The organism is Leifsonia poae (genome assembly GCF_020009625.1).
Classification (GTDB): domain Bacteria; phylum Actinomycetota; class Actinomycetes; order Actinomycetales; family Microbacteriaceae; genus Leifsonia; species Leifsonia poae_A.
Window position 1 is genome coordinate 1,867,726 of the sequence record NZ_JAIHLP010000002.1, and the last position, 13,865, is coordinate 1,881,590.

General features: G+C 67.0%; 12 protein-coding genes. 5 read left to right on the forward strand and 7 right to left on the reverse strand.

The window, feature by feature from the left end:
* Positions 1 to 4: 4 nt before the first annotated feature.
* Positions 5 to 1,570 carry an APC family permease gene (locus K5L49_RS09585; protein ID WP_223692288.1) on the forward strand — a complete coding sequence of 522 codons (1,566 nt, stop codon included), beginning with the start codon at positions 5 to 7 and terminating at the stop codon, positions 1,568 to 1,570.
* 68 nt (positions 1,571 to 1,638) lie between these two features.
* Here the strand turns inward: K5L49_RS09585 and K5L49_RS09590 are convergent, their stop codons facing one another.
* The 7 genes from K5L49_RS09590 to K5L49_RS09620 all read right to left on the reverse strand — a co-directional run bounded on the left by K5L49_RS09590 (position 1,639) and on the right by K5L49_RS09620 (position 9,447).
* Entirely contained in the window at positions 1,639 to 3,039 is a 1,401-nt protein-coding gene (locus K5L49_RS09590; RefSeq protein ID WP_308116533.1) for a glycosyl hydrolase family 28-related protein, read from the reverse strand.
* Between the two features lie 92 nt (positions 3,040 to 3,131).
* Positions 3,132 to 4,070 (reverse strand): alpha/beta hydrolase, encoded by a 939-nt coding sequence (locus K5L49_RS09595; RefSeq protein WP_223692290.1) that lies wholly within the window; start codon positions 4,068 to 4,070, stop codon positions 3,132 to 3,134.
* Positions 4,067 to 4,951 (reverse strand): carbohydrate ABC transporter permease, encoded by an 885-nt coding sequence (locus K5L49_RS20435; protein WP_223692291.1) that lies wholly within the window; start codon positions 4,949 to 4,951, stop codon positions 4,067 to 4,069. Before K5L49_RS20435 ends, K5L49_RS09595 begins: the two co-directional genes overlap by 4 nt.
* A gap of 20 nt (positions 4,952 to 4,971) precedes the next feature.
* Positions 4,972 to 5,928, reverse strand: coding sequence for a carbohydrate ABC transporter permease (locus K5L49_RS09605; protein ID WP_223692292.1), 957 nt, complete (start codon positions 5,926 to 5,928; stop codon positions 4,972 to 4,974).
* A 19-nt stretch (positions 5,929 to 5,947) separates the two neighbouring features.
* Entirely contained in the window at positions 5,948 to 7,267 is a 1,320-nt protein-coding gene (locus tag K5L49_RS09610; RefSeq protein ID WP_223692293.1) for an ABC transporter substrate-binding protein, read from the reverse strand.
* Between the two features lie 51 nt (positions 7,268 to 7,318).
* The gene (locus tag K5L49_RS09615) at positions 7,319 to 8,500 is read right to left on the reverse strand and encodes a mandelate racemase/muconate lactonizing enzyme family protein (RefSeq protein ID WP_223692294.1); all 1,182 of its coding nucleotides are present in this window, start codon (positions 8,498 to 8,500) and stop codon (positions 7,319 to 7,321) included.
* 224 nt (positions 8,501 to 8,724) lie between these two features.
* On the reverse strand, positions 8,725 to 9,447 hold the full coding sequence (locus K5L49_RS09620; protein ID WP_223692295.1) for a FadR/GntR family transcriptional regulator: 723 nt from the start codon (positions 9,445 to 9,447) through the stop codon (positions 8,725 to 8,727).
* Positions 9,448 to 9,596: 149 nt separating this feature from the next.
* On the opposite strand from K5L49_RS09620, the gene K5L49_RS09625 reads away from it, so the two are divergent.
* From K5L49_RS09625 to K5L49_RS09640, 4 genes are read left to right on the forward strand one after another with little or no spacing between them, the layout of a single operon-like run.
* On the forward strand, positions 9,597 to 10,664 hold the full coding sequence (locus K5L49_RS09625) for a Gfo/Idh/MocA family protein (RefSeq protein ID WP_223692296.1): 1,068 nt from the start codon (positions 9,597 to 9,599) through the stop codon (positions 10,662 to 10,664).
* Positions 10,664 to 11,761, forward strand: coding sequence for a Gfo/Idh/MocA family protein (locus K5L49_RS09630; protein ID WP_223692297.1), 1,098 nt, complete (start codon positions 10,664 to 10,666; stop codon positions 11,759 to 11,761). The genes K5L49_RS09625 and K5L49_RS09630 overlap by 1 nt, the downstream gene beginning before the upstream one ends.
* Positions 11,758 to 11,979: a hypothetical protein gene (locus K5L49_RS09635; protein WP_223692298.1), complete on the forward strand. Its 222-nt coding sequence runs from the start codon at positions 11,758 to 11,760 to the stop codon at positions 11,977 to 11,979. Before K5L49_RS09630 ends, K5L49_RS09635 begins: the two co-directional genes overlap by 4 nt.
* The gene (locus K5L49_RS09640; RefSeq protein ID WP_223692300.1) at positions 11,976 to 13,838 is read left to right on the forward strand and encodes a glycoside hydrolase family 36 protein; all 1,863 of its coding nucleotides are present in this window, start codon (positions 11,976 to 11,978) and stop codon (positions 13,836 to 13,838) included. The genes K5L49_RS09635 and K5L49_RS09640 overlap by 4 nt, the downstream gene beginning before the upstream one ends.
* The last annotated feature ends 27 nt before the right edge of the window (positions 13,839 to 13,865 follow it).

A 13,865-nucleotide genomic window follows, 5' to 3' on the forward strand; every position in this document is an offset into this window, starting at 1 on the left:
CGTTATGGTCAACTCGACCACACCCGAAGAGCACTCGCTGACCCCTCCTCCCCGCACCGTCGGCGAAGACGAGGATGCCCGCCTCGAAGAGTTCGGCTACAAGCAGAAGCTGGATCGTTCCGTCGGCAGGATCGCCTCGTTCGCGATCGGCTTCTCGACGATCAGCGCCACGACGGCCGTGTTCACCGGCTTCGCGGCCGGCTACCTCAACGCCGGATCGCCGTTCATCTGGACGCTGTTCCTCGCGATCCCGGTGTTCCTCCTCTGGACCCTCATCGCGGCCGATGTGGCCGCGAAGATCCCGCTCGCCGGCTACGCCTACCAGTGGACGAGCCGGCTGAACGGCTCGACATTCGGATGGTTCACCGGCTACGCCGCCCTGATCGGCTGGGTGAGCGGCATGACCAGCCTCGGCTACATCTTCGCCGGATACCTGGGCAGCGTGTTCGGCTGGGATCTCACCCAGCCTCAGCAGATCTTCATCGCGATCGGCGTCGTCGCCGTCTGCGTGCTGATCAACGCCTACCGTGTGCGCCTGGCGACGATGATCAACAACATCGGCGTCGGATTGGAGATCGTCGTGACCGTCGGCGTGACCCTGACCATCGGCATCGTCCTCATCGTGGTGCCCGACAATGCGCAGCCGTTCTCCTCGCTGTTCATCGGCAAGAGCCCCGACGAAGCGACCCCCTACATCCTGGCGTGGCTGTCCGCCTCCCTCGGCCCGTTCTTCGGGCTCGTCGGTGTCGAAGCCGTCGCCGATGTGGCCGAGGAGACGAAGAACGCGCGGCGGGTGATCCCCCGAACGATGTTCTACTCCTTCGCCGCCTCGTGCATCATCGAGTTCCTCATGTACCTCGTGTATGTGCTCGCGATCAAGAACCCGGCAGCGCTCGCCACCTCCACCGCGCCGATCGAAGAGATCATCGACCAGCAGTTGGGCCCGGTTTTCGCCCGTATCGTCGTCGCCATCGCGCTCACGAACATCCTCGTGTGCCTGTTGTCGAATGTGCTCGTCGGCACCCGGTTGCTGTACTCGCTCTCCCGCGACAACATGATGCCGTTCTCACGCTCTCTGCGACACGTCGCCCCGAAACGGAAGACACCGTCGACGGCCGTGATCACGCTCGGTGTGGTGTCGGTGCTGCTGCTCCTCTCGGCATTGATCAGCGTTCAGGCGTTCAACTACTTCCTCGGGATCGCCACGCTGGCCTTCTTCACCACCTATGTGCTGCAGACGATCGGGCTGCTCATCGCCGCCATCCGCCATCGGATCCCCGCCGCCGAGCCTGGAACGTTCGACCTCGGACGTGCCCGGATCCCCCTCCTGATCATCAGCCTCGTCGTCTTCCTCGCCGTCGAGTTCGCCCTCCTCTTCCTTCCCGCATTCGCGGGCAACGGGTACGTCTTCGGAGGAATCGTCGTCCTGGCGTTCCTGTGGTGGCTCCTCGTGCTCCGCAAGCGCCTCAAGACCGGACAGGCCGGGCCGCGGTTCGCGCAGGAGCACCCGGACGAGCCGCTCGCCACCGCGCTGGGGACGGGGACCTTGGTCACCGAGCTCCCGGAGTAGCGGCGACCACCGCGTCCGATCGACGATGACTGCCGCTCCGCCTTCATACGGTGGAGCGGCAGCGGCGCTCACACGCCGAGGTTCAGGTCGACGATCTTGGATGCGCCGCCTCCGTCCTGCAGGGCGGCCGTGCCGTTGCCCGTCAGGTTGTTCGAGGTGATGAGGTAGTCGTCGACAGCGGCGGCGATCTTCACCCCGACGCCGGTGGGCTTCGCACTCGGATAGTTGCCGTTCGTGCGGATCGAGTTGCCGCTGATCACTGTGCCGGATGCGTCGGAGTCGAGGAGCACACCGTAGCCGCCGGCCGTCCCCTGCCCGTTCAGGCTGATGTCGCTTCCGGTGATGGTCCACGCTCCCGACTCCGCGAAGATGCCGGAACCGAACCCGTTGAACATCTTGCAGCCCGAGACCGTGACATTTGACGGGTGCAGGATCGCACCGGGGTGGACGCGGAGCAGGCAGCCGTCCGGGTGGCCCGCCTGGCCGTCGAAACCGGAGTTGCTGAACCATGTGTTCTGGAAGGTCAGCACGTAGACGCCGTTGGTCTTGATTTCGACGTTGTGCCTGTACGACCCGTCGAGGACGGCCTCATTGAAGATGATCTCCCGGTTCGCCGTTCCGCCGATGGCGTCATCGATGAGCACATTGGTTCCGTTGAGGTAGCAGAGGAACTCGTCGAAATAGACGCCGCCGACACCGCCGCCGACGTGCACGCCGATCGGGGTGAACGAACACAGCGTGCCGCCGGTGATCCAGATGTCGGCGCCGACCTGATTGCCCCAGCAGGTGATCCCCTTGTTCTGCGCCATGATCTTGCAGTTCTCCAGCACAACGATCGTGAAGTCGTGGAAGGTGAACGAATCCCACAGATTGTTGGGGTCGGAGTACACCCGCGAGACGGCGTGGATGTTGCACACCCGCATGTCCTGAACGCCATCCATGGCGAGGGCGGCTCCGCTGGTCTTCTTCACCGTCGACCGGATCGCGAAGTCGGTGAACAGGCCGTTCGCAACCAGCGGCGCAGAGGACGACGCCCGTGCAACCCGGATGATGTCGCCGGCCACGAAGGCGGCCGCGATGATGGTCGAGGCCCCCTCCCCTTTCATCGTCATGTTCGATCCCGAGATCAGCAGCGTCGACGTCGTCTTGTAGGTGCCGGAGGGCAGGTAGACGGCGCCCCCACCGGCCGTCTGCGCCGCCGTGATCGCGCTCTGGATGGCCCTCGTGTCGTCAGTGGTGCCGTTGCCGGCCGCGCCGTAGTCGGTCACGTTGTAGACGTTCGGCACACCGGACGGAACTCGCTTGGGCTTCGGCTTGGCGACCCCGACCGCGGCGGCCGGTTCGGCGGCTGCGACGACGGGGACGAGCGCGGCGGCGGCCACGATCCCACCCGCCGCAGCGTGGCCGAGGAATGTCCGGCGGCCTGTGGTGCCGGAGGTTCCGGCTGAAGATGATGACGCTCGGTTCATGACTCCTCCTCGAGTCTCTGTGGACGTGCGGATGGGTACGGCGTAGTGCGTGGAGCGTTGTACTGGTGGAACGAACGGGGAACGGCGCCGGCTCAGGCGCCTGAGAGGGCGAACCGCAGATAGGCGAGCCGGTCGGCGATGGCGCGCTGTGCCGTTCTGGTCTCGGTGAGCCCATCGAAACCGTGGAAGGCGCCGGCCCACAGGTGCGCCTCCACGGGGACACCGGCCCGGCTCAACCGGGCGGCGAACTCCAGCTCTTCATCGCGGAAGAGATCGACCTGCCCGATCTCGATGAAGGTCGGCGGGAACCCCGCGAGGTCGGTCGCGCGTGCCGGGACGGCCTCGACGGGGAGCGCATCCGTTCCGGCGAGGTACATCGCCCAGCTCTGCAGGTTCGACGGCCGGTCCCAGAAGTGGGCCAGATCGATCTCGTGCGTCGACGGCTGGGTGTTGCGATCGTCGAGCTGCGGCTGCACCAAGACGAGGGCGTCGGGGCCGTCGCCACCACGCTCCCGCAGCCGGAGGATCAGGCTCGCGGCGAGCAGCCCGCCGGCGCTCCCACCCATGACGACGGTGCGGCTGAGGCCGGTCTCGGCACCGAGGCCGCCGGTGAGCATCCACTCCCAGACGGCGTGCACATCGTCGAGCGCCGCGGGATAGGGATGCTCCGGTGCGAGCCGGTAGTCGGGGATGACCATGGTGCAGCCGAGTCCGAGGGCCGTGCGGACGTTCGAACCGAGCACGGACAAGTGACTCCCGGCGATCAGACCGCCGCCGTGGATGTTCAGCACGACGCCGCGTTGCGGGTCGCCGGCGGGCGGGCGCACGACGATCACGGGCACACCGCCGACGACCACTTCATCGATCTGCGCCCCGGTCTGCTCCCGCACCTCCGCGACGGACTCCTCGTACTCGCGCATGGCGGCGCGAAGCTCGGTGACGCCCTGCGGCCCGTCCACGAACGGGCGGGACGGCTCGCCCGTGGGGAGGTGTGCCGCCAACTCGGCCGCGATCGGCGGGCGCGGGCTCACTTGAGCGCTCCCGCGACCATGCCCTGCGTGATCTGCCGGTTGAACAGCACGAATAGGAGGAACGGCAGCGCCGCCGACAGCAGTAGACCGGCCGCGATGATCGCATCCTGAACCAGGGTCGGGTTCTGCACACTCTGCCGCAGGAGGGTAATGGCAACCGGGAGCGTGCGATGGTCCGGACTCGACATGATCAGCAGTGAGAAGAGCAATTCGTTCCACAACCCCAAGAAGGTGAACGTCCCGAGCGTGATGAACGCAGGGCGGGCGAGTGGGATCGCGACGCTGCGGAAGACACGGAACGGGGATGCGCCGTCGATCCGCGCAGACTCGACCAGTTCCCGCGGGATCGCCAGGAAGAAGGTCGCCATCATGTACACACCCGCCGGGATACTGAGCCCCACGTAAAGCAGGACGAGGCCCGGATAGGTGTCGACGAGACCCAGGTCGAGGATGACCTTGAAGATCGGCGGGATGAGCACCGTCACCGGCAGCACCATGATGATCATGATCAGCCGCAGCAGCGCGCCCCGGAACGGGAACCGCAGGAACGCGAATGCGAACCCCGACATACAGCCGAGGATCACCGTCAGGATCGTGCCGGCACCGACCGTGACGACACTGTTCACGAACGAGATTCCGAGGTCGCCAGAGAGTGCGGTGAAGAAGTTCTGCAGCGTCGGCGGGATGGGGAGGCCGAGCTTGTTGTCGACATAATCCTGCGGAGTCTTCAGGGAGGTGAACGCCATGAAGACGAACGGGTAGATGGTGGACACGGCCACGGCTGCGCAGATGATCACCACCGCGAACCGCGCGGGTGAGAGCCGACGCCGGCGGCGGCCGGGACGGGGCGAGGGTGCGGGTGCGGTGTCCTCGTCGGCCACGCGCGGAGAGTGCAGAACGGTCACAGTGGGGTCCCCGAATCGTCGAACATGTTCTCTCCCCGCCGGCGGGAGAGCCGGAGGAAGATCACGAGCAGGATGCCGATCAGCAGGAAGAGCGTGATGCCGATCGCGGTTGCGTATCCCGGCGCCCCGTACCGGAACGCCTGGTTGTAGATGAAGAGGTCGACGGTCGTCGAGGAGTATCCCGGTCCGCCCTGCGAGAAGGCGTACCCGAGCACGATCGCGGAGGAGAACGCCATGATGACGACCATCACCGTCCAGTACTCGACGACGCCACGCACCGAGGGGACCGTGACGTACCAGAACCGCTGGATCCAGTTCGCGCCGTCGATGCGCGCGGCCTCGTAGAGGCTCTCATCGACCGATGAGAGCCCGGCGCTGAACAGGAGCACACCCAGGCCGAAGGTCGACCAGATCAGCATCCCGGCGACGATCCACATGACGAGGGTCGTGTCGACAGTCCAGTTGACGGCGAGTGCACCGAGACCGATCGACCTCAGCGCGATGTTGAGCGGGCCGTCCGGGCCGAGGATGATCACGAAGAGCACACCGATGACAGCCGGAGAGACCAGCACCGGGAGCACATAGGAGATCTTGAAGAAGGGCGCCCCGGGAATCCGGTCGTGGATCACGGCCGCGAGCAGCAGTGGCACCAGGATCCACACTGGAGCGAGGATCAGAATCTTGCCTGTGTTCCCGAGCGCAGTCAGGAGCACCGGGTCGTGCAGCATCCTGTCGAAGTTGTCGAGACCGTTGAAGACCGGCTGACGGATGCCGTCCCACTGGGTGAAGGCGATGAACGCCCCCTGGATCACCGGCCAGATCCGCAGCAGGACGATGATGAGCAGCGACGGCCCGAGGAACAGGGCGAGCGTTCCGAACGACGAGTACTTGCGCACCCGGCGTCTGCCGCCGGTGACACCCACCGGCGTATCGGCTCTCACATTCGTGCTCATCATCGTCCTGATCTCCGGTCTACTTGGCCATGAGGACCGGGAACTGCTGCTTGCGCGAGTCCTCGGTCGCCTGCAGCGCATCCTTCAGAGTGGTCTGCCCGAGCATGACGAGCTCGAGCTGGCTCTGATAGATGTCGTTCGTCTTCGAGTCCTGCATGTTGTGCACCGGAAGGAAGGTCTTCTCCCCCTTCTTCAGCATGTCGACGAGCGGGGCGGCGCCCGCGTGCGTCTTCAGGAACTCATCGAGACTGACTCCCTTGTTGTTGGGGAAGTAGCCGGCCTTGTCGAGCCGTTCCTGCTGGAACTTGGCGCTCTCCTGGAAGAGCGCGAGCTCGGCCGCAAGCTTCTTGTGCTGCGAGAAGGTCGTCACCGCCCAGACGTTCATGGCGCCGGCCGGCAAGAACTCGGGCTTCCGGGTGTTCTCGATCGACGGGATGAACTTCACGTACGGGCCGATCTTCGGGTCCTGCATGTAGGCGAACTGACTGTAGATGGTGAACTGCATGGCGGCTTTGCCGTCTTGGAACTTCTGGAACCCGTCCGGGTACCAGGGCGTCGCCGGCATGTTCGGGTCGAAGCATTTGCCGTCGACGAGCTTCATGACGCCGGCAGCGGCGTCGGAGAAGGGCGGGGCGTTGAACGGCGCCGTGTATGTGGCCGTCTTCTGCGCTTGCGCGGTGGTGGCCGATCCGGCATAGAGGGTGGAGGTGGTCCAACCGCTGAGGTAGCCCTCCTTGTTGCCGCCGCCGATCGGGGTGATGCCGGCGGCGTTCAGCGCCGTGCACGCCTTGAGGATCTCATCGGTCGAGGTCGGCGGCTTGTCGGGATCGAGTCCCGCCTGCTCGAACAGCTTGGTGTTGTAGGAGATGCCGAGGCCTTGGAGGCCGATCGGAACGCCGTACGTCTTGTCGTCGAAGGTGACGCCTTCCCAACCGGAGAGGCTGTCGCGTTCCTTCTGCGAGATGTACTTGTCGATCGGGACGAGCGAGGGCTTCAGCGTCAGGACGTCCCCCCAGGCCCAGATCATCACGAGGTCGGGGCCGTTCTTCGATTGCGCTGCAGCCTGCATCAGCTGGTGGATCGTGGCCGGGTCGGCCGGCTGGGCGATCCGGTCGACCTTGACGCCCGGATGCTCCTTCGCGAACTCGGTGTCGACCTTGTCCATGACGGCTTTCCAGTTCTTGTCGCTGCCGACGAGGAGGTCCCAGACCTTGATGGTGCCTGTCGAGGACCCATCGTCGTTGCCGGCAGACGAGCCCGACTGGGCGCAGGCTGCGAGGCCGAAGGCGATGGCTGCCGTGGCGGCGATCGACAGTGATCGCCTCATCTTGCGTTGCATTCCGACTCCATTTCTGTGGTGGTGCACGACTCGCTCCGGGGGAAGCGAGGGTCAGTTCGAGCCGAGGCCCGCGGTCAAGGGGGTGCCCTCGCGTTTCTCCCACCCGACGGCGAAGAGGTTGAAGGTCGCACCGTTGCTGGGGTGTTCGGCTGCACGTTCGCGGTCGAGGCGGACGCCGAGACCGGGTCGGGTGGGAGCGGCGAAGCCGCCCGTTGCCGGGTCGACCGACAGGGGGGCGTCGACGAGGTCGAGCACCCAGGAGTCGGCGAAGTCGTTGAAGTGCTCCAGGATCTGGAAATTGGGCGTCGCGATGCCGAAGTGGACGTTCGCGGCGGTTCCGACCGGGCCGCAGACGTTGTGCGGCGCGAGCGGCACGTTGTATGCCGAGGCCCACGACGCAACGCGGCGAAGCCCGGTGAACCCACCGAAGTGGGTGAGGTCGACCTGAAGGGTGTCGACGAGGCCCTCCTCCAGCAGAGGGGCGAGTTCTTCGAGCTCGTGGATGCGCTCGCCGGTGGCGATGGGGAGCCGGGTGGAGCGTCGCACGTTCCGCAGCCCGTGGATGTTGCCCGGCGGGACCGGCTCTTCGAGCCAGGTCGGCGCGAGGTGGTCGAGCGCTGCGGCAGCGCGGGTGGCGGTGGCCGAGCGGAACCGGCCGTGCATCTCGATCATGATCTGCACATCGTCGCCGATAGCATCCCGAACCGCCTCGACGATGCGCACCGAACGGTCGAGTTCGGATGTGCTGAGGTCGGCCGAGGCAGCCCCGAAGGGGTCGAGCTTGAGTCCGCGGTAGCCGCGGGCGACGACGGTCTGCGCCAACTCGGCGATCGCCGCCGGGTCGCGGTCACCCTGGTACCACCCGTTCGCGTAGGCGGGCACGACGTCGCGGAATTTGCCGCCGAGCAGCCGCCAGATCGGCTGACCGCACGCCTGGCCGATCAGGTCCCAGCACGCGATGTCGATCGCGGCGAGCGCAGACTGCGCGACCTCGCCGGCCCGGCCGTACTCTTTCCAGAGAACACCCCAGGCGATGCGCTCCACATCGAAGGGGTCGGTTCCGATCACGTATCGCTCGGCGAGTTCCTGGATCGCGGCGAGGAGGGTCTCGGTCTTGTTCACCATCCGCACCTCGCCGACACCCACCCGGCCGTCGTCCGTCTCGACTTCGACGAACGTCAGCTCACGCCATGGCGTGCCGACGACTGTCGTGACGATCTGCGTAATCTTCATCGATCCACCCTCGTGTCGTTCCGCGGGCAACGGTGCCCGACGAAATGAAAGTATCAGATAGGTTGCACCCAAAGTCAACAATAGATTTTGAAGCAGCTCTATCGTTGGCGGCGCGAAGGGGTCCGCCATGCCCCGCTTTCAGCGCATCGTTGCAGGCAGGGGGGAACCCTGCGACGGCCGTCGGTGCGTCGCCGCTCAGCACCGAATCAGTGCGGGCGGGAAGCTCAGCGCAGGGCAGCGGTGAGGTCGCGCTCGGTGCTGCGGAGGTGCACCCGCATAGCGGCGGCCGCGCCGGCCTCGTCGCGACGCTCCACGCAGCCGAGGATCGTGGCGTGCTGGTCGAGCACCTCGTCCAGACGGCGCCCCAGGCGCTCGTGCCCGAGAACACTCTGCACGCGGGACGAACGCTGCGAGTCCGAAAGCTCCTCGATCAGGATCGTGAGAAGCTGATTGCCGCTCGCGGCGGCCAACAACTCGTGGAACTGCACATCGGCTTCGATGAAGTCCTCCGGCGCGTCGATCGAGCGCCTCATGCCGTCGATCGCGGCCTGCATGGCCGTGAGGCTGGCCCGGCTGGCATTGCGGGCGGCGAGAACGGCCACCTGCACCTCGATCGCCTGACGCACCTCGAGCAGGTCGAGCAGAGCACGCGGATCGCGGCGGATCGCGGTGCGGAAGAAGTCACCGACACCCTTCCCGTTCGGTGCGGCGACCACGGGCTTCCGGCCATTGTGGACCTCGATGAGCCCGCGTGCGCTCAGCTGGCGCATGCCCTCGCGAACGGTCAGGCGACTCACGCCGAGATCCTGCGCCAGCGCGCCCTCCGACGGAAGCTCATGGCCCGGCTCCAACTCGTCGAAGACCAACTCCTCGACGCGCTCGACGACGCGGCGCATTGCGCTGCTCGCGGCGTCGGCCCCTTCGCCGTTCGGCTTGCTCTGACTCATTCGCGTCCTCTGTCCGAGATCCCCCAAGGGTAGACCGCTCGACCGTGCGGCGCGACGCCGAACTCACCCTTGACGAATCCAACCTATCAGATAGAGTTTCCTTGCTGCGGGCGCACACTGCGATCCGCATCCGTTCTCAAGGAGGAGAAATGAGCGACCGACGACCCCTGACCGCAGCCGTGATCGGGGCCGGAGCCGGCGGCACCCTGAGCATCGACGCACTCATCGCATCAGACGACTTCACCCTGGTCGCCGTCGCCGATATGAGCGAGGCGGCCCTCGAACGGGTCCGTGCGAAAGATGCTGCGATCCGGACATACACGAGCGCCGAAGAAATGTTCGCCTCGAGCCCGAGCGATGTGGTGTGCGTCTCGACGTATGCTCCGACCCACCTACCGCTCACCCGCGCGGCTCTCAGCATCCCCGGCCTGAAAGGGCTCCTCGTGGAGAAGCCTCTCGGCGACACCACGGCGGCCGGCCGCGAGATCCTCGGATTGATCAAAGACGCCGACCTGCCCGTCGTCGTTCCGCACGGCCTCATGGCCCAGGCCGCCGCCCTCGAGATCGTCGAGCGGGTGCGTCGGGGAGACATCGGTCCGCTCCGGGTCGTCGAGATCGAGTGCACTAGCTGGGACATCATCAACGCCGGCATCCACTGGCTGCAGTTCTTCGTCTCGCTGACCGGAGGAGAGCCGGTCGAGTTCGTGCTCGCCGCGGCCGACGCGTCGACGAAGACATTCCGCGACGGAATGCAGGTCGAGACGGACGCGATCACCCTCGCCCGCACCGAATCGGGCGTGCGCGTGCTCATGCACACGGGTGACTTCGTGCCGATGTCCCGGAACGACACCGTCGCGCTCTTCCGCATCGTCGGCGACAACGGGTTCATCGAGTTCGGGGCGTATGAGCCGTATTACACTCTCGTGACCCCCGGGCACGATCGCGTGCGCATCGACGTCACCCCGTTCGAGGTGAGCGGCCACCAGCGGCACCTCGAACACCTCGCAGCGCAGATCGCCGACGGGAGACGTGACTACAGCATCCCGGACTCGTCGCTCCAAGCCCTGGAGATCGTGGAGGCGGCCTATCGGTCGGCGCGCGAGCACGGCACTGTCACCCTCCCCGTCGACGACGCGCAGCCGGACCGACCCGACGACTGGAACCCCGGCGCCCCCTACTCCGGCACCGGCGGCGGACGCAACGGACGTGAGCTCTGATGGCGGCCCGCATCGGTGTCATCGGCGCGAGCTGGCGGGGCGAGTACTTCATCCGAGCGGCCTCGATGCTCCCCGAGCATTTCGAGATCGCCCGCGTGCTCACGCGAAGCGCATCGTCCGCCGAGCGCGTCTCGGCGAAGTGGGGCCTCGACGCGACGACGTCACTCGACGATTTCCGCACCGGCGACTACGACTTCGTCGTCGTGGCCGCGCCGCCGGAGACCGCGCCGGAACTCACGGTGGCCCTCGCCCGCGCCGGCCACGCCGTTCTGACAGAGACACCGCCTGCGCCGACGCGCGAATCCCTGTTCGCGTTCTACGAAGACGTCAAGGATCTGCGGGTGCAGGTCGCCGAGCAGTACCGGTTCCAGCCCCACCTTGCGGCACGGCTCGCCCTCGCCCGCTCCGGCCGGCTCGGCGACATCTCCTTCACCCGGATGTCGGTCGCCCACGGGTATCACGGCGTGAGCCTCATCCGGGCCTTCCTCGGCGCGGGATTCGAACCGGTCGACATCGCCGGATGGGCGGCGGAGATGCCCGTCCTCTCCGTGCGCGGGCGCGACGACTGGCAGGACGAACCGGCGGCGTATGTGCCGAGCCGCACCTTCGCACGGCTCGGCTTCGGCGACACCACCGCCCTCTACGAATTCGACTTCGAGCAGTACTTCTCCCCCCTCCGCCCACGCCACATCGAGGTGTACGGCGAGCGCGGTCAGCTCGCCGACGACGAGGTCTCCTCGGTCGTCGGTCCGCGCCACGTGACGACCGGCCGCCTGCAACGCACCGCGACGGGAGCGGACGGTGACCTCGAGGGCTGGTTCGTCGACTCCGTCTCCTGGGGCGACGACGTGCTCTGGCGCAACCGTTTTCGGGGTGCGCGACTCAACGACGACGAACTGGCGGTAGCGGAGCTCATGCACCGGATGGCCGAATACGCCGCGGGTGGGTCTCCGGTGTATCCCGCGGCGGACGGCTGCCACGACCAGCTCCTCAGCCTCGCGATCAATGACGCCGTCGCATCCGGTTCGCCCACGCGTGTCGTCGACGCGCCCTGGGCGAACGAAACGAGCGTGCTCGCGGCGGGTCCCTCGGCATGAGCGAGCTGATCGACTGGGGCAACTCCACCGTTCGCCTCCGCGTCTCGCTGGAGGCGGGCCGCGCCGTCATCGTCGGGCTGGATGTCGCCGGGCGCGTGCCCGACGACATCCCCGCCAGGACCGCCACCGCTCCCGCCGAGGTCCTCATCGCCGGCGGGCGCCTCCCCAGGGGCAGCGCCACGTCGCCCTGGGCACCTCGGAGTCGCTCCGGTATGTGAGCCACCGGGTCACCGCGACGACGGGCGGTTCGGAGCTGGAGATCGTGCAGAGTACTCCGGAGGGGGTGCGGCTGCGCTCCGTCTTCACGCTTTTCGGCGAGCTCCCGATCGTGCGGGCGCAGCAGGAGGTCGTCAACGACTCCGCCGCGCCCATCACCCTCGAGCATCTGTCGAGCCTGACGCTGAACGGGTTCGCCCGGTTCCGCGACGACGACTGGCGGGAGCGGGTGCGGCTGCGGATACCGCACAACACCCTGTTCGCTGAGTTCAATTGGACCGAGCACACGCTCCCCTCGCTCGGAATCGTCGACGTCGGATTCACAGAGGAGGGGGTGCACTCGTCGAAGTCGCGGGTGTCCGTCTCGAGCATCGGCACCCAGCCGACGACCGAGTACCTGCCGATGGGCGCCCTGGAGGACCTCGGCAACGACCGCACCTGGGCCTGGCAGATCGAAGCGAACGGCTCGTGGCAATGGGAGGTCGGAGACCACCTCGCCTCGGTGTACCTCTCCGCGAGCGGACCGAACGATCAGGAGCACCACTGGCACCGCGCTCTCGCTCCGGGCGAGTCATTCTCCGCCGTTCCGCTCGCGATCGCCTGCACGCCCGGCCGCCTGGAAGACGCACTGCGCCCGCTCACCGAGTATCGGCGGATCGTGCGACGCCCCAACGCGGACGACGAGCGCTTGCCGATCATCTTCAACGATTTCATGAACGCATTGATGGCCGACCCCACCGAGGAGAAGCTGTTGCCGGTGATCGCGGCCGCTGCCGCGGCCGGAAGCGAGTACTTCTGTGTCGACGCCGGCTGGTACGCCGACGAGTCCGGGTGGTGGAACACCGTCGGAGCATGGACGGAGTCGTCAGCGCGGTTCCCGAACGGTTTCGTGCGGGTCTTCGACGCCATCCGTGAACACGGCATGATCCCGGGCCTCTGGCTCGAGCCCGACGTCGTCGGCGTCGAGAGCCCGGTCGCCGACCGCCTCCCCCCGTCGGCGTTCTTCGCCCGACACGGCGCGCGCATCGACAGCCAGGGTCGGCACCAGCTCGACTTCCGCTCGGCGGCCGTGATCGCCCGCATGGACGCGGTTGTCGACCGGCTCGTCGCAGACTACGGATTGGGCTACCTCAAGTTCGACTACAACATCAACGGCGGGGTCGGGTCGGATCTGGGCACGAGCAGCGCCGGCGACGCCCTGTTGGAGCACCACCGCGGGTTCCTGCGGTGGATTCGCGGGCTCTTCGAGCGCCACCCGGGTCTCGTCATCGAGAACTGTTCGAGCGGCGGCGCACGTATCGACTATGCGTCGATGACCGAGTTCTCCATCCTGTCGACCAGCGACCAGACCGACCACATCAGATCGGCGACGATCGCAGCCGGGGCACCGAGCGGCGTCACGCCGGAGCAGGCCGCCGTGTGGGTCTACCCGCAGCCCGAGTTCGGGGAGGAAGAGCTCCGGTTCTCCATCGTGAACGGTCTGCTCGCCCGCCCCCAGCTCAGCGGTGGGATGTGGAAGCTCGACTCCGCCCAGCTCGGCACGGTCGCGGAGGCGATGGCCGTGTACCGCACGTACCGTGAACGCATCCCGGGCATGCTCCCGGTCTGGCCTCTCGGGCTGCCGGGCTGGTACGACGACTGGGTGGCGCAGGGCCTGATCGACGACGAGGGCCTGCTGCTCGCCGTCTGGAGGCGGGGCGGCGAGGACACCGTGCGGATCCCGCTCGGCGATCTCGCGCCGAACCGGCGGGGCGGCGTGCTGTTCCCGACGGACGTCGAGACCGGGATCGCCTGGGACGGGGATGCGATTCTCGTCACGCTGCCGGCGGAGCGGGCAGCACGCCTCCTGCGGATCGGCTGATCTTCGCCGCACCTCCTGTCGTCGCGC